Source organism: Vibrio galatheae (genome assembly GCF_000967545.1).
Taxonomy (GTDB): domain Bacteria; phylum Pseudomonadota; class Gammaproteobacteria; order Enterobacterales; family Vibrionaceae; genus Vibrio; species Vibrio galatheae.
Genome location: NZ_JXXV01000033.1, coordinates 24,560 through 40,539 on the forward strand (window position 1 = coordinate 24,560; position 15,980 = coordinate 40,539).

Below are 15,980 nucleotides of genomic sequence, written 5' to 3' on the forward strand. Positions count from 1 at the left end.
AGCTTTTTTATTGCTATATTCAATACGTTATTGAGTAAAGGTGGTGGTATGCGCGAAAGAGTGCTGTTTTTTGATTTATTACGTTGTGTGGCAGCGGTTGCGGTGATCGCTATTCATGTCTTGGCACCTTATCGGCATGAACTGGGCACGATACCTGTGATGGAGTGGGCGACTGCGGTTGGGGTTAATAGTGTCACGCGCTGGGCTGTGCCGGTGTTTATTCTTATTACCGGTGCCCTGATGCTGAGTGACAAGCGCCCATTTGATGCAAAGTACTATGTCAAACGGCGTCTGGGTAAAGTCTTGCTGCCTTTTATTATCTGGTCATTGTTCTACGCCTTTTTATCTGGATGGAGTGCCAGTGGTTTTGATGGTGCGCTATCTCTGCAAGTATTGGCTGGCAGTCTCAGTCATGAAACCTACTATCACCTTGGATTCTTCTATTACTTTATTCCGCTCTACTTTGTTATACCTTTCTTCCAACTGGTGGTTAAGCAATATGGAGACAGTGCTCTTTATGCCTTTGTGGCTATTTGGTTAGCCACGACTTTGCTCTATTTGCTAAGAATCGATGGTCCCTGGAGCCATGAATTATGGCTATACAGCGGCTATTTGCCGTTGGGGTACTTACTCTATCAACGCGTACCGTTAACCAGAGTTTATGTCTCTGTGTTCGCGGTTCTGGGTTTAGCCGCGTTGTTTATCACTGGGTACATGGTGATTACTCACAGTCTTGCGGCTCATGAGTACACTGTTGGCCGCTGGTTGTCATATAAGACGCTCAATGTTGTGCTTGCAGCTAGTATGATCTTCATGCTCTGCCGTTACTTTGGGGAGGGGTTATCCGATTCGTCGAACCAAGTGATTGGTTTTATTAGCCAACATAGTTTGGGGATCTATATTCTCCACCCGATATTTTTGTGGCCAATGAAGGAGTTTGCTTGGCACCAAGGGCACCCAGCTTGGGTGATACCCGTATGGATTCTCATTAGTGGCACTGGGGCGTTAGCGCTGAGTTGGTTGCTGTCTAAATCGACACGTACACGTTGGTTGCTACCTTAAGTTTTGGCTCTTCAGTAGACGGGAGAGCGTTAACGCTTAACAGCAAAGTGAAGAAACTTGTCGCCACGGTAAGTTAGAGTTCCTTGATCGCCAGGGTTTAACGCGTGAAAGTAGTGCACGCCTATCTGAAACTCTCTTTTGGGTCCAATGCGGCCCTTCTGAACATAGATCCAATATTCTTGGTCATCTTGCCCAGGTTGCGCATCTTCTATAGCAATAGATTGCTTGTCTAGAACTGTGACCTCAGCAGTTTGCTCAGGTGCATTCTCGCCATGGATGTGCTTGCGATAGAAACGGACAAACGCCCAGCCACTCGCAAGGGCGAAAATCACGATGATGGCAAATAATAGTGTTAAGGGCATGCTTTAAGCCTTTTTGTCAGTCGTCTGCTATCTATATTATCTGGAAATGTTCACTAGTGTTGGGCACGGCTCTTGCTGTATCAACAAAGAGAGTGTCAGTAAGAGGATTCTCGAGCCATATCACATAACGAACTTGTGTAATCAGTGTAATACGTTTTAATCATTGATTCTTTTACACAAATTTACTTGAAACTTGGACGAAAAGTGGGAGAGTAGATAGAAGAAAGATTAAACACCCCCTAAACTTAGTAGCGATGGAGGGAAACTATGTCTGATATTGAAAAAGTAGTGACTCGAACACGTAAAATCGAGAGGCTCCTCCGAACGCAATATCATGCTAACGGTAAAGGAATGCACCAACTTATTACCAGCTGTGAAGAACGCTTGCCTCATGACGTGATCGATAAGTTGAGATATATCGCGACCATTCGTAACAAAGTGGTTCATGAAGATGATTTTAAACTAGATAGTCGACGAGACTTTCTCAGTGTTTGCGATGAGTGCGAAAAAGAACTTACGCCAAGAAGCAGTCGATTCATTTGGAGAGCTGCGATTACCTTGATGACGTTAATTACGCTGGCGGCATTACTGTTTTATTATGCAAATTGGGATGTGTTATCTAAGCATCTCTAGACTAAGCGTTAAAAGTAGTACTTTTACTCAGTGCTAACTATTTATTCATATGGCTGATTTTTAACTAAAAATCGAGTGCTAAACATCCAGAAAACAAAAAGGGACGCAATTGCGTCCCTTTTTGTTTTTATTAAATTTCTTAGTACATCATCGGCAGTGTCATTAGACCAACGACGACTGCGATCATTACAAGTCCTTGTTTTTGTGAGGAAGAAATCATAACACTGCTCCTTAAATTTGATGTTTAACGGTATGTTTAAAACAATAGCAGTATTTTGATGGTTAGATCAAGAGATTTGTCACCTAAGCCTTAAAAAAATAACTTTTCTATGCTCGATAAAGTAAATTTGTCGTCACTATTTTTATTTTTTTCTATGTGACTTTACTGGGTTTAACCTCTGTTTTTTATTTTTAATTTTTTATCTTGTTGTTTTTATAGTTATTTTTTATTGTTGCTAAGTTGTTTCTGATTGTTTTTTTGTATTTTCTTGGCTTTTGTAGCTGGCAGTGATTTTGTTTGTTAATTTATGTTTTTATGACTTATTTCTAACACTGGATTTAATCTTTTACTTTGTAGTCTCGTGAGATTGAGGGTGGTTTTAATAGAAAAGTAATTTTATCTATCTTGTGCTTGTTTTTTAGTTAACTGTAACTTGTTGTTTTTTAATTGTTTTGTATTTATTGATAATCGTCATTTCTACTAATGGTGTTGTTTTTTCATTTCTAAGCGCTTGGCTTATCCTAACGCTAAATCTGTTGGTGTTAGCGCGTGAGGGAAGAACAATAACGACGGGAGTAAAAAGGTCAGGTGTGAAACGAGGATAGTATTATCGAGATCCAAGTTTTGCTTTTTGATGGTAGACATCTTGAGCGCGGTGCCTAAACTAGCAGCTCATTTTTATTGAGGTGTTCGAATGTGGAGCTGGCTATCGGTTGCCCTATCCGGGTATATCAGTATTTCCGCTAATGAAAGCAATCATGTAAAACAGGCTGCGATGTTTAAAACAATGTCGCTGCTTATGCTACTGACTATACTCTTGAGTCATGAAGGCGCAATTGGCTTCTCGGCTGGGCTGGTATCGCTTGGTCTTATCATCTCTATACTTGCTGATGGGCTCTACATTTTTAAAAAGCAACTTAAGCTGTGCTTCGCGAGTTTTATTGCCGCACAGCTTTGCTATAGCGCATCATTTTGGTTCAAGCTTTCTGGCGACATAGTTTGGTGGTTACCCGCAATGCTGTTGGGTGTCGGAGTTGTCAGCTTCTTTTTGTTGCTGCCTAAGATTGATCGGCTGATTTTTCCAGTTGTAATGATGGGCATTGTATTGCTACAACTCAACTGGGCTGCTGGTGAGGTATGGCTGCTTAATCAGAGTCTTGCGAGTCTAAGTGGGTTTATTGGTTCGCTGACTTTAACTTTGTCGGCAGTACTACTTGCTGTTCATGATTATCGCCACTCTATTTCTCAGGGTCGTTACCTCATCTCTGGAAGCTATCTTTTAGCCCATAGTTTAATTACTGCGTCTCTGCTTATCTAAAATCAAGGAAATGTTGCCCAGCTCAAGTATCCTCGCTGCAAATAGACGTTTGAGGATCGGCCATGACGACAGAGATTCACGCCCACAAGGTGTTAAATTTACTCAGAGAACAACCAATGTCGAAATCAGAATTGACCTTGGCGGTAAACAGCACTTTTGGCGAGCAAGCACGCTTTCGTACTTGTAAGTGCCAAGGCTTCACATTGGACTCATTACTCACGTTTTTTATTGAACGTGAAAAAGTAACGATTGAAGATGGGCTATGGATGGTTAACACCGAGCGAGTGTGTGGTCATTAAGATTCAACCCCAGAGCTGAGTTTCACCATCGAAGGTGTTCGTTTATAAGATTAAATTTCTTCAATGCCTCCAATTCATTCGATGAGATTGCTATACTGCTCCGACTTTTAATGCGGTCAGCTTAATCACGCTTTTTGGAGGCTTTTTATGGACATACTTTCCGCCGCGACCATGCTATTTTTAATCATGGATCCGCTCGGCAACCTGCCGATTGTCCTCTCTATTCTTAAACATCTAGATCCTAAGCGTAGACGCAAAGTCCTGATCCGTGAGCTGATCTTTGCTCTAGTCATCTTAATGCTGTTCTTGTTTGCTGGGCAAAGCATACTCAATTTCTTACATGTTCAACCAGAAACCTTGAGTATCTCAGGTGGTATTATCCTGTTTATTATCGCGATTAAGATGATCTTCCCGAGCGCCGGCAGTATCACTGGCCTCGCTGCTGGTGACGAGCCGTTTATTGTGCCAATGGCAATCCCGATGATTGCGGGGCCATCTGTGATTGCGGCGATTTTGCTGCTGTCTAGTCAGTACCCCGATAAGTTAATCGAGCTGTCTGGCGCAGTCTTATTGGCTTGGGGAATCACCTTCTTTATCCTGATGTTCTACAACTTCTTCCACCGTATTTTAGGTGAACGAGGATTGAAGGCCGTTGAACGTTTGATGGGCTTACTGCTGATTATGATTTCGACTCAGATGTTCCTTGATGGCGTCAAAGGGTATCTTGCTTAATACAGACAAAAATGCCGCTCAAATGAGCGGCATTTTTATTAAGACATGTGCTTACGACGAATATCCAGTAAGGCGAAAATCCCAAAGACTAAAATCGACCATTTTTCCCAACCGCTCATTTTGACTTTATCACCAAAGGCGCCGATGAAAATGGCCATTTGCAGTCCGTGCATGATGAACAAGAAGGCCGTCATAATATAAAGGGCAATGGCCGCTTTGCCTGGGAAGGGCATAAAGAAGTTCAGTATCAGAATCAACCACACAAAACCAATCGCGGCTTTGGCTAACAGAATCAATGCTTTCATTAAAATTTTCCTTACTGGTTTTGCTGTCTTTCAAACAATCGGTAGCTGACCTGACCGGCGGTTTTTTCTCGATGTAGATGCCAATGTGCTGGAATACAGTCAAGGCTGAGTTCTTTTTCCGTCTCAATATAGATCATCGCATCTTGCGCCAGCCAACCATTTGCTTCTAACAAGGCGACTGTTTCGTCGAGCAAGCCCTTACGAAATGGAGGATCAATAAACACCACATGATGCGGCGTCCCAACTTGCTTTAAAAAGCTCAATGCGTCTATATTGTGTGCCTTGAGGTTGGCTGCCTTTAGCGAAGCAATATTGGTTTCTAACTGGCGGAATGCATTAGGATTAAGCTCAATTAATGTCACCATTTCTGCTTGGCGAGACGCCGCTTCAAAGCCTAAACCACCCGAGCCTGCAAATAAGTCGAGGCATTTGGCGCGCGGTATATCTTGCGCTAGCCAGTTAAACAGTGTTTCTTTGACACGATCTGTCGTTGGCCTTAACCCCTCAGCATCGTGAACTGGGAGTTTACGTCCTCTCCATAAACCGCTAATAATACGAACAAAGCCCGCGGAAGGTTTTTTTTGTGATGTGTTTTGCTGGCGACGTCTTAGCATAGATTTTTTGACCGCTAATAAAGTGATACTATAGCCAGTCGCTCTGCTGTGAGCGCTAACATACAGCCCAAATTTGTTGATGACAAAGTGTATACCATCGCTTAGGTAGTGAAAACTTTTCACTGTGTCGTCATTTTTCTTTTCTGCCTAGACAATCCTGAGCAGAAAAGCACATGAGTTAAATAAGACCTTCTAGGATAGCCCCAGATGACGGAAAAAAAGAAGCGCGGATTACTTTCTTGGCTTGGTTTCGGAGATGAAGAACAAAGCAAGCAAACCGCTGAAGAACAACAAAATACCCTCGAACCAGTTGTCGAAGAGACGCCTGTTGTTGACGAACAAGATACGTCAGTAAAAACTGAACTAGCAGAAGCAGAAGCAGAAGCAGAAGCAGAAGCAGAAGCAGAAGCAGAAGCAGAAGCAGAAGCAGAAGCAGAAGCAGAAGCAGAAGTAGTTGAGAGTATTGAACCTGCCCAGCCGCGTATCGCGGAGCAAGAAAAGCCAAGTGAAAGCTTTTTTGCTCGCTTGAAGCGCAGTTTAGCACGTACCAAAGCCAACATTGGTGCGGGCTTTTTTGGCATGTTTAAAGGCAAGCAGATCGATGATGAGCTGTTTGAAGAGCTTGAAGAGCAACTCCTGATTGCCGATGTGGGTATGGATACCACACTAAAAATCATCGAGAATCTGACAGAAAAAGCGTCGCGCCAAGACTTGAAAGATGGTGAGGCTCTATACGGCTTACTCAAAGAAGAGATGGCTGAAATCCTGTCGAATGTTGAGCAGCCTTTGCAAATTGATAGCGGCAAAACACCTTACGTTATTCTTATGGTCGGTGTGAATGGCGTGGGTAAAACGACAACAATAGGCAAGTTGGCGAAGCAGTTCCAAGCTGAAGGCAAAAAAGTCATGCTGGCCGCTGGAGATACGTTCCGCGCGGCAGCGGTAGAACAGTTGCAAGTTTGGGGTGAGCGTAACAATGTTCCTGTCGTGGCTCAGCACACAGGTGCCGACAGTGCTTCTGTTATCTACGATGCGATTGAATCGGCGAAAGCCAAAGGTGTCGATGTGGTGATCGCTGATACCGCAGGTCGTTTGCAAAATAAAGCCAACCTGATGGAAGAGCTGCGTAAGATTGTCCGTGTCATGAAGAAAGTGGATGACTCAGCGCCGCACGAAATCATGCTGACACTCGATGCTGGCACAGGACAAAATGCCATCAGCCAAGCCAAGCTGTTTAGCGATGTGGCGCCATTAACGGGTATTACCTTGACTAAGCTAGACGGCACCGCAAAAGGCGGAGTGATCTTTGCGTTGGCGGATCAGTTCCAGATTCCAATCCGCTACATTGGTGTTGGTGAAGGCATCGATGATCTGCGTCCATTTGAAACGCAAGAATTTATTGACGCGTTATTTAGCCGAGAAGACTAACCCAGCATGGTTGAAGCTACAGCTGCAACGACCAAGGGTATAGAGACTGTATAGAAGTTCGTAAGAGGGATTTCGGGTGATAAAATTTCAGCAAGTGAGTAAGGCTTATCGCGGTGGTCGCCAAGCTTTGCAGAAGGTCGACTTTCATCTCCGCCGAGGTGAAATGGCCTTTCTAGGCGGACATTCTGGCGCCGGTAAGAGTACACTGCTTAAGTTGATTTGTGCGATTGAGCGTCCAACCGACGGCAAAATCAGTTTCAATGATCACGATATCACCCGAATTCCTAGCAAAGATATCCCCTTCTTACGGCGTAATATTGGCATCGTGTTTCAGGATCATCGCTTACTGATGGACAGAAGTGTGTTTGATAACGTTGCATTGCCGATGCGTATTGAGTCTATCTCTGAAAATGAAATTAAACGCCGTGTTTCAGCTGCGCTCGATAAAACCGGTTTGCTCGACAAAGCCAAATGTCGACCTAGTCAGCTCTCTGGCGGTGAGCAACAGCGTGTCGGGATTGCGCGAGCTGTCGTCAATCGCCCAACCTTGCTTCTAGCCGATGAACCGACTGGTAACCTAGATCCAGAGCTTTCAAACCGAGTGCTCAAGTTGTTTGAAGAATTTAATCGCGCTGGTGTAACTATTCTATTAGCGACACACGATATCGGGTTAGTAAACACTCGCCCACAATATCGTCACCTAGAGCTAAACCAAGGTTTTCTAAGTGAGGTGGAAGACTATGGCCAATAACAAGCGCAATAAAAAAGCCAATGCGTCGCGCACAAAAAACCGGGTCAAGAAAGACAGTTTTTTCACGGTTCACTTTAAACAAGCCAAACTCTCGTTAGTGGAGTTTTGGCAACGGCCTTTGGGTAATATCCTCACGTTAGCGGTAATTTCTATGGCATTAGCAATGCCATCGGCTTTGTATCTACTGGCAAAAAATATTTCTGCCGCCTCGACTAATGTAAACAGTCCATCGCAAGTAAGTGCTTACATAAAAGAGCGCACCCCTGAGGCGCGAATCATGGTGTTGAAAGATGAACTCGAAACTTCGCTTGATGTTGCTAATGTTGACTACATATCGCCGCAACAAGGGCTGGATGATTTAAGTCAGTATTCCGGTTTTGAACAAGCGTTGAGCTTACTCGATGATTACGCCTTGCCTGGCGTGTTAGTGGTGACACCGAGAAGTGAAGACAAAGATGCAATCAAGCGCTTGGCAGAGCGGATCAGTAATGAAGATGGCATTACTGATGTCCGCCTAGATGAAGACTGGCTGACTCGTTTAGATGCGATTAAAAACCTCGTCAGCGGGATAGTGATTACCTTATCTGTGCTGATGCTTGGATCGGTGTTTTTGATCGTCGGCAATACACTGCGTTTTAATGTATTGGCTAATAAAGAAGAAATTCAAACCATGAAGCTGATTGGCGCAACCAACAGCTACATTTTACGCCCCTATTTGTATTCGGGTATGTGGTTTGGCCTGCTAGGTGCAGTAACGGCGTGGATTTTAACTGCACTAATCACAGTTCTACTTAATAGTCGCGTAGAACAATTGGCGCTTCTGTATGATAGCCAGTTCCGCTTAGTTGGCTTAAGTTGGGATGAATCCTTACTGCTGGTGATGCTCGGCACTTTCTTAGGTTGTTTGGCGGCCAAGGTATCAGCGCAGCGACACCTCAAAGAAATTGAGCCAGTTTAATTGAACCGGATTATTTTGCAGTTGTCATACTATTGAAAAAAGTAGACGCTACCGTATACTTTTATCTTGTATAGACGATATGTTTATGCATAATGAACTTCCCCTGCTTGAAACCTGTTCATTTTAGGTTCAAGATTGATGGGTTAAAACATATTCCAGATCAGAGATTGATGAGGACTTGAATGGCTAACCAAGCATACCCAATGGCTGTAGTGACACAAGATAGCTTAGATAGCTATATTCGTTCCGTGAACAGCTATCCAATGCTGACTCCCGAAGAGGAGCGTGAACTTGCAGAACGTTTGCATTATGATGGTGAAATTGAGGCGGCAAAAGGCTTAATCCTTTCGCACCTGCGTTTTGTCGTACACGTTGCTCGTGGTTATTCTGGTTATGGCCTACCTATGGCTGACCTTGTTCAAGAAGGTAATATTGGTCTAATGAAAGCGGTGAAACGCTTTAACCCAGAAGTGGGTGTGAGACTGGTGTCTTTCGCTGTTCACTGGATCAAAGCAGAGATTCACGAATATGTGCTGCGTAACTGGCGAATCGTGAAAATCGCGACGACTAAAGCACAGCGTAAGCTCTTCTTTAATTTACGTAAGTCGAAGAAGCGTCTTGGTTGGTTTAATAACGGTGAAGTTGAAACCGTTGCGCGTGAATTAGGCGTGGAACCATCTGAAGTGCGTGAAATGGAATCACGATTGGCGGCGCAAGACGCAACATTTGAAATGCCAAGTGATGACGATGATTCCAATGCGTCTTACACTGCGCCTATGGTGTACTTAGAAGACAAATCGTCAGATGTCGCTGATAATGTTGAAGCGGCAAACTGGGAAGCGCACACCAATAATCGTTTGAGCTTAGCACTGAAGAGCTTAGATGAGCGTAGTCAGCATATTGTCCGCTCTCGCTGGCTAGATGACAACAAGTCGACCCTGCAAGAGTTGGCTGAAACGTACAGTGTCTCTGCTGAGCGAATTCGTCAGCTTGAAAAGAACGCGATGAAGAAGTTAAAAGCGGCAGTCGGTGAGTTCTAACCGATTCTAATTGCCTAAAGTTGAGTGAAGCCGAGATCGAATGATCTCGGCTTTTTTGTTGCTGATCATTTATCCATTTTTGTTGTCAGAGTTGGATCGTGAATATCATGCTTGCCTGTGGGTAACTCTGTGATAAATTTCTTGGCTATCTGTCAGCAAGCGGGGTGAATAAAGGCACTTTGACCTTTTGGCCTATGGGGATAGTTTTGCTTTTACACACAATAAAGTAATGATCATCACTATATGTAGTAGATCAAAATAGAGAAAGATACTTTATCAACGCAATCCACAGCTTTATCCACAATTGGTGGATTTATGATCGCTGGTGGATAACCTTACTCGCGCTATGTACTTGTTAACCACTGGATAGGTTACAATGGCACTAGATAATCATGATATATAAAGAGACAGTTCATGGACCAGTTTAAGCATATTAACGTGAATGATGCACAAAGCTTGTTGCAGCAGGGTGAAGCTCGCCTTGTCGACATTAGAGATCCACAATCTTTCGCTGTTGCCCATGCTGAAGATGCTTTCCACTTAACCAACGACAGTATTGTCGCTTTTATGGATGAGGTTGAATTCGAACAGCCAGTATTGGTGATGTGTTATCACGGAATCAGCAGCCAGGGCGCAGCGCAGTATTTGGTTAATCAAGGGTTTGAGCAAGTGTATAGTGTTGACGGTGGCTTTGAAGCGTGGCAAAGAGCACAATTACCGACTCAATCAAACCTAGGCTAACGTTATGCATAGACTCGTCTCCCTCAGTAATCCTCGATTGGCGCAAGCCTTTATCGACTACATGGCTTCACGTCATATCGATATTCAGATGATGCCCGAGGGAGAAGGGCAATTTGCGCTGTGGTTGATCGACACTCAGCATCAAATAGAAACTGAGGCTGAACTGACACAATTTCTCGCTAATCCTAACGCCAGTAAATACCAGGCCGCATCATGGGATATGGCCGAAACTCGCCGCAACGCTTTTAAATACCAGTCGCCAAGTATGTTGGCGATGGTCAAGGCCAAAGCAGGGCCTGTGACGTTATCGATCATGCTGATCTGTGTGGTGATATTTACCCTGCAACAGTTAGGGTCTGCACAAGGCGTTTTCTCGGCGCTGCATTTTCCGGCATTTAGTGGCCAAGAATGGCAATTGTGGCGCTGGGTAAGTCATGCTGTGCTGCACTTTTCCGTTATGCACATTGCTTTCAACCTGTTGTGGTGGTGGCAGCTTGGCGGCGATATCGAACAAAAGCTAGGTTCTGGTAAGTTGCTGCAGCTATTTGTTGTTTCTGCGGTACTATCTGGAGCAGGACAATATTGGGTTGAAGGCGCTAACTTTGGCGGTTTGTCTGGTGTGGTGTATGCGTTAGTGGGTTACTTATGGATGCTGGGCTACCAAGCGCCGCAAGTGGGACTTGGTATGCCGAAACCTGTTATTGGCTTTATGCTGGTTTGGCTTGTGCTTGGTTTCGTACAACCCTTTATGGCGATAGCGAATAGCGCGCACCTTGCGGGCTTGATAGCTGGCGTGGTGTTTGGCTTAGTCGATGCAAGTCGGATAGAGCACAAAGCATAAAAAAACGGCGCACTCAGCGCCGTTTTTCATCCGAGCAATAAGCTACTGATATAAATATTTGGTAAACAGCAAGTCGGCAATAATCGTTTTGCCCGTTTCAGGTAGCAAGGTTGCGTTGAGTTGTTCAACGAGCGTTTTACGTAAATCTTCACGCCCTGCCAGTGAGGTGATGGTGTCTTCTGACTGTTTGCCAAGTAGTTCAATCACCGCATCACGGATCAAAGGTTGATGCAGTTCAATGGTGCCAAGGTCGGCTTCACTGGCCACCATAATGTCGATGCGCACTTGAATATAACCAAGCTTTTTGCCTTTGGTATAGAAGTTAGTGGTAAGGTCTGGCTCCAAAGTAAAGTAAGCCAGCTTTGGCGCACCCTCTTCTTCGGCCAAAACCGGTAGACTGACAATGAAACCCAAAGCGATAAATATTTGGGCTAGGTAACGTTTAATCATATTTATAACTTTTCTTTCTTCTAATCACGATACTCGAATCGCTTGAGTCTTGTTACAATAGAGCATCTTTTTGTAATGAAAATGCGTTAACTGCTCGTAGAGAAGGTTAACTATATAACAGTGAAGCTTTATTGTACGTTGATAAGGCGACTTATTGAATATTAGTATGAATCAACCAACTGCGCTTTATTTATCTGCTCTTCGCCAAGTTGATTGGCAGCAGCCTGATCATTTTAGCTTTCCCACTCAAAGTGCAAAAACATGGCTGTTAGAACAGGGCTCATTGTCACGTTTATTGGAGTCTTATTGCCAAACTTTGAGTGTTGACTTACTGCATAACAAAGTCGTTCGCGAAGATAAACTCAATGCGCAAGAAATAGAATTATTAACCAAAGAAGCATGCTTGTTGCGAAAAGTCGTCCTCAAAGGTGATGGCGAGTCTTGGGTGTTAGGTCGTACCTTAATTCCTCACTCTTCGATGTTGGGTCAAAAGTATGACTTAGCCCAGCAAGGCGAAATTCCACTGGGCTTAACGGTGTTTAGTGCCAACAATGTTAAGCGCGACGCCTTGCAGGTCGGGATTGTTGAAGTTGATGGTCAGCGTCTGCTGGCTCGCCGCTCACGGTTATGGATGAACCACAAACCAATGTTAGTAGCGGAGCTTTTTCTCCCTACAGCACCAATTTATGCAAAGGAGAGTGCTTAAATGAAGGCAGATAAAGCAGTCGCATATTGGCAGTTAATGCGTATGGATAAGCCGATCGGCACCCTGTTACTGCTTTGGCCAACATTATGGGCGCTGATTATTGCCGCGCAAGGTATGCCGAGCCTAAAAGTTCTGTTTGTGTTTGTGTTAGGGGTGATATTCATGCGCGCTGCGGGTTGCGTGATCAATGATTTTGCTGATCGCAATGTAGATGGTCATGTTAAGCGTACAAAACAAAGACCACTTCCTTCTGGGCGAGTGACTTCTAAAGAAGCGATTGGATTATTTTTAGTTCTGGCCGTTAGCTCATTCTTGCTGGTACTCAGTATGAATGCGCTGACGATACAGCTCTCTTTTGTTGGTATTTTCTTAGCCTTCATTTACCCGTTTATGAAGCGCTATACTCATCTTCCTCAGCTATTTCTTGGTTTGGCCTTCAGTTGGTCTATTCCTATGGCGTGGGCTGCTGAGGCCAACGAAGTTACTATGATGACGTGGTTTATCTTTGCCATTAACGCCTTGTGGACGATTGCCTACGATACCCAATATGCCATGGTAGACAGAGATGATGATTTGAAAATTGGCATCAAATCAACCGCTATATTATTTGGCCGTTGGGACAAAATGGTGATTGGCGTTTTGCAGCTAGCCACACTGGCGATGCTGATGAGTGTCGGGATGTGGTTTGAACTAGGCGCAAGTTACTACTGGACTCTATTGATTGCTGGTGCGCTGTTTGTTTTCCAGCAACATTTGATCCGTCATCGCGAGCGAGACTTGTGTTTTCGCGCATTTCTGAACAACAACTATGTTGGCATGATAGTCAGCATAGGTTTATTTATCGCGTTCTGGTAACAGAAAAGGGGCATCAACTTGATGCCCCCTTTTGTTATCTGGTTGGCGATAACTAATGAGTATCTGTCGCTTGACAGATACTCTCTTTAATCGTCAAACGCACCTCTGGATAAAGTGTCGAATAAAGTAAGTCAGCCAATGCCTTGCTCTTATCGGTATCACAATTACCATCACTATCAAGATAGGCTTGTTGTTTGAGCGTGGTAAACAGGGCAGAGAATACGCCTTTATCAAAGAACTCTGGCGCATTAATGCCATGTAGGCGACCTAAGCGCTGAGCAATGTCTTGGCTCTTCTGCTCTAAGTCTGATTTGCCTAATTCTGGATTTGCCACTAACAAGTTCAGAGCAATCGCGTAACGTTGCAATGTCTCAGTGATGGTTCGGCCTAACAGCACTAGCACCTGATTGTTGGCTTGATTGATAGCAACGTTTTGCTCGCTATCAATGTTGACTAAACCTTGGTGAGCCAACTCTTCGATATAGGCTTCAGTAAGCTCAGCCAGCTTGTCTTGTTCGATACTTAAAAACAGCTCTTGTTTTAAGAAAGGATAAACCAGCGCGACATTGTGCTTAATCTCATCAAGCGACAGTTGCTGATGACGTACCAGCATCTGAGCGATTAAGGATGGCAGCGCCAACAAGTGAATAATGTTGTTGCGGTAGTAAGTCATCAGAATCGACTGATTGCGATCCAGTGACACAATCTCACCCATGCTGTCGGTTTCGATCAAAAACTTATCCAGTGACTCTGCATGCTTGACCAAAGCTTCGGCGTCTTCTTCTGGCACCGTGTAGGTGGAAGAGTAAGGCACGTTGTTAAGAATAGATAGGTAACAGTCGATCTGGTTGACTAAGCTGTCGCGTGATAATGCTCGCTGGCGCGAGGCGAGCAGAGCGGTCGCACACAGTGTTAGTGCGTTGGCTGCTGCCGCATCATTGATATGCGTCATCATCTTAGTCGCGAGACCATTAACCACAGGATTTAGCCATTGCGGTTTGGTCGCGCCCATAGGATCAATATCTTTAGTCCATTCCGGCGCATGTTCATTGAGGTATTGGTTAAGAGGAATTGGCTCACCAAAGTTCACATAACCTTGGCCAAAGTTACGCAGTTTGCGAATGGTACGTAGTACTAAACTTGCGTTCTCTTTCTCTTTACGTTTACCACGTAGCTCTTTTGCATAAGTGGCCACTTCCATAACATGCTCGTAGCCGATGTATACCGGAACTAGAGTTACTGGGCGATTCAAACCACGCAACATGGCTTGGATAGTCATGGCCAGCATACCCGTTTTCGCTTGTAGCAAACGGCCAGTGCGAGAACGACCACCTTCGCTGAAATACTCAACCGAATAACCCTTAGCAAACAGTTCGGCAAGGTATTCGCGGAAGATAGTGGAGTAGAGTTTGTTACCCTTAAAACTACGGCGGATAAAAAATGCGCCACCGCGACGAAAGAGTGGGCCAGCAGGGAAGAAGTTAAGATTAATCCCTGCGGCAATGTGTGGCGGCACCATGCCTTCATGGTACAGCACATAAGAGAGGAGTAAGTAGTCCATATGGCTGCGGTGACAAGGGACATAGACTATCTCATGACCATCTTGAGCTAGTTTACGTACCGTAGCGGCGTTGCTGATGTTTAAGCCTTGGTAGATGCGGTTCCACAACCAGCCGAGAATACGATCGCCATTTTTCACTAACGAGTAGGAAAAGTCTGCGGCAATTTCATCCATGATCACATGCGCTTCTTTACGCACTTTTTCGAGTGGCACACCCTTAGCTGCCGCTTCGTCATTGATGACCTTTTCAATCGCTTTAGACTTCATTAAGCGATTAAACAGTGCTTGTCGGCTTGGCAGATTGGGCCCAGAGGCTGCAAGTTTCTGACGAGAGAAGTGAATGCGCGCCACACGCGCTAGCTTATGTGCAATCGAAGCATCGGTGCCGTGTGAGTCAGCCATATAGCGCAATGAAACCACAGGGCTAATACGAACTAGGCAGTCACGACCTGCAAGCAGAACCGCTTTGGCTTTTTGTGGGCCATTTAGCGACTGAAGGTAAGGCTTTTGCTGCGACTCTTTACCAGGCTTGCGCCCCCACAACACCGTGGTTGGGATCATCTGTACATCGAGCTCAGAATCAAATTTGTGTAACTCTAACAGTTCAGAAAATAGGCTTACCGATGTACTTGGCACATCTTGATCACTCTCCATCATGGTTTGACGGGCAGAGGTGAAAACGAAGCGGTTAAACGATTTGCCATTAATTTCGACTGGCTCTAGGGGATCCGGTAAGCCAAGTGCGACGACTTGCTTTTGCAATGCGAGTAAATCGACTGCCGAGCGGTATGGCAGAGCATAGATAATGGGCTTGTTGATATCAATGCTATTATCTTCAATCGGATTTGAAGGAATAGTGGTCCCTTTAACTAACACTGACATTGGCAGCTTTAGTAAGGTTCGCGATAACATTCGTCCAGAAGACATAAGGTTCTTAGCCTCAAATTTAAATGAGTTGCATAAGCGCATTGCCATTTCACTAACTATAGAACTGGGATTGCACTTAGGCGTGTATTTTTACAGCCGGCAAGGATACCAGAAACTGGTCTAACCTTTTACTGAATATTGATTATGAAAACGTCAATTTTTTAGTTATTTCGCTAT

Annotated in this window: 18 protein-coding genes; 13 read left to right on the forward strand and 5 right to left on the reverse strand. The window is 44.6% G+C overall.

Annotated elements, in window-relative coordinates; all coding sequences use genetic code 11:
* Positions 1 to 48: 48 nt before the first annotated feature.
* Entirely contained in the window at positions 49 to 1,062 is a 1,014-nt protein-coding gene (locus tag TW81_RS17170) for an acyltransferase (protein ID WP_045956969.1), read from the forward strand.
* Positions 1,063 to 1,091: 29 nt separating this feature from the next.
* Here TW81_RS17170 and TW81_RS17175 read toward each other — a convergent pair whose 3' ends face one another.
* Positions 1,092 to 1,424, reverse strand: a complete 333-nt coding sequence (locus TW81_RS17175) for a DUF2500 domain-containing protein (RefSeq protein WP_045956970.1) — start codon at positions 1,422 to 1,424, stop codon at positions 1,092 to 1,094.
* A 267-nt stretch (positions 1,425 to 1,691) separates the two neighbouring features.
* Between TW81_RS17175 and TW81_RS17180 the strand changes: the two genes are divergently transcribed.
* The 4 genes from TW81_RS17180 to TW81_RS17195 all read left to right on the forward strand — a co-directional run bounded on the left by TW81_RS17180 (position 1,692) and on the right by TW81_RS17195 (position 4,626).
* The gene (locus tag TW81_RS17180) at positions 1,692 to 2,057 is read left to right on the forward strand and encodes a hypothetical protein (RefSeq protein ID WP_045956971.1); all 366 of its coding nucleotides are present in this window, start codon (positions 1,692 to 1,694) and stop codon (positions 2,055 to 2,057) included.
* Between the two features lie 914 nt (positions 2,058 to 2,971).
* Entirely contained in the window at positions 2,972 to 3,595 is a 624-nt protein-coding gene (locus TW81_RS17185; RefSeq protein ID WP_045956972.1) for a lysoplasmalogenase, read from the forward strand.
* A 62-nt stretch (positions 3,596 to 3,657) separates the two neighbouring features.
* Complete coding sequence (locus TW81_RS17190; protein ID WP_045956973.1) at positions 3,658 to 3,894, forward strand: YecH family metal-binding protein; 237 nt, start codon at positions 3,658 to 3,660, stop codon at positions 3,892 to 3,894.
* Between the two features lie 147 nt (positions 3,895 to 4,041).
* A complete protein-coding gene (locus TW81_RS17195) occupies positions 4,042 to 4,626 on the forward strand; it encodes a YhgN family NAAT transporter (protein WP_045956974.1) in 585 nt (194 codons plus the stop codon).
* Positions 4,627 to 4,664: 38 nt separating this feature from the next.
* Here the strand turns inward: TW81_RS17195 and TW81_RS17200 are convergent, their stop codons facing one another.
* A complete protein-coding gene (locus tag TW81_RS17200; protein WP_045956975.1) occupies positions 4,665 to 4,931 on the reverse strand; it encodes a DUF1145 domain-containing protein in 267 nt (88 codons plus the stop codon).
* Positions 4,932 to 4,942: 11 nt separating this feature from the next.
* Positions 4,943 to 5,545: a 16S rRNA (guanine(966)-N(2))-methyltransferase RsmD gene (gene rsmD, locus TW81_RS17205; RefSeq protein WP_045957007.1), complete on the reverse strand. Its 603-nt coding sequence runs from the start codon at positions 5,543 to 5,545 to the stop codon at positions 4,943 to 4,945.
* A 207-nt stretch (positions 5,546 to 5,752) separates the two neighbouring features.
* Between rsmD and ftsY the strand changes: the two genes are divergently transcribed.
* The 6 genes from ftsY to glpG all read left to right on the forward strand — a co-directional run bounded on the left by ftsY (position 5,753) and on the right by glpG (position 11,304).
* Positions 5,753 to 6,973: a signal recognition particle-docking protein FtsY gene (gene ftsY / locus TW81_RS17210; protein ID WP_045956976.1), complete on the forward strand. Its 1,221-nt coding sequence runs from the start codon at positions 5,753 to 5,755 to the stop codon at positions 6,971 to 6,973.
* A gap of 76 nt (positions 6,974 to 7,049) precedes the next feature.
* Complete coding sequence (gene ftsE / locus TW81_RS17215; protein ID WP_045956977.1) at positions 7,050 to 7,724, forward strand: cell division ATP-binding protein FtsE; 675 nt, start codon at positions 7,050 to 7,052, stop codon at positions 7,722 to 7,724.
* On the forward strand, positions 7,714 to 8,682 hold the full coding sequence (gene ftsX / locus TW81_RS17220) for a permease-like cell division protein FtsX (protein ID WP_045956978.1): 969 nt from the start codon (positions 7,714 to 7,716) through the stop codon (positions 8,680 to 8,682). Before ftsE ends, ftsX begins: the two co-directional genes overlap by 11 nt.
* Before the next feature lie 182 nt (positions 8,683 to 8,864).
* Positions 8,865 to 9,722: an RNA polymerase sigma factor RpoH gene (gene rpoH, locus TW81_RS17225; protein WP_045956979.1), complete on the forward strand. Its 858-nt coding sequence runs from the start codon at positions 8,865 to 8,867 to the stop codon at positions 9,720 to 9,722.
* A gap of 414 nt (positions 9,723 to 10,136) precedes the next feature.
* Positions 10,137 to 10,463: a thiosulfate sulfurtransferase GlpE gene (glpE, locus tag TW81_RS17230; protein WP_045956980.1), complete on the forward strand. Its 327-nt coding sequence runs from the start codon at positions 10,137 to 10,139 to the stop codon at positions 10,461 to 10,463.
* 4 nt (positions 10,464 to 10,467) lie between these two features.
* Positions 10,468 to 11,304 (forward strand): rhomboid family intramembrane serine protease GlpG, encoded by an 837-nt coding sequence (glpG, locus tag TW81_RS17235; RefSeq protein WP_045956981.1) that lies wholly within the window; start codon positions 10,468 to 10,470, stop codon positions 11,302 to 11,304.
* 42 nt (positions 11,305 to 11,346) lie between these two features.
* On the opposite strand, the gene TW81_RS17240 is transcribed toward glpG, so the two are convergent.
* Complete coding sequence (locus TW81_RS17240) at positions 11,347 to 11,754, reverse strand: flagellar basal body-associated protein FliL (RefSeq protein ID WP_045956982.1); 408 nt, start codon at positions 11,752 to 11,754, stop codon at positions 11,347 to 11,349.
* A gap of 166 nt (positions 11,755 to 11,920) precedes the next feature.
* Here TW81_RS17240 and TW81_RS17245 point away from each other — a divergent pair, with 166 nt between their 5' ends.
* On the forward strand, positions 11,921 to 12,460 hold the full coding sequence (locus tag TW81_RS17245; RefSeq protein ID WP_045956983.1) for a chorismate lyase: 540 nt from the start codon (positions 11,921 to 11,923) through the stop codon (positions 12,458 to 12,460).
* Entirely contained in the window at positions 12,461 to 13,315 is an 855-nt protein-coding gene (gene ubiA, locus TW81_RS17250) for a 4-hydroxybenzoate octaprenyltransferase (RefSeq protein WP_045956984.1), read from the forward strand.
* Positions 13,316 to 13,367: 52 nt separating this feature from the next.
* Here the strand turns inward: ubiA and plsB are convergent, their stop codons facing one another.
* Positions 13,368 to 15,803 (reverse strand): glycerol-3-phosphate 1-O-acyltransferase PlsB, encoded by a 2,436-nt coding sequence (plsB, locus tag TW81_RS17255; protein WP_204244012.1) that lies wholly within the window; start codon positions 15,801 to 15,803, stop codon positions 13,368 to 13,370.
* Positions 15,804 to 15,980: the final 177 nt, after the last annotated feature.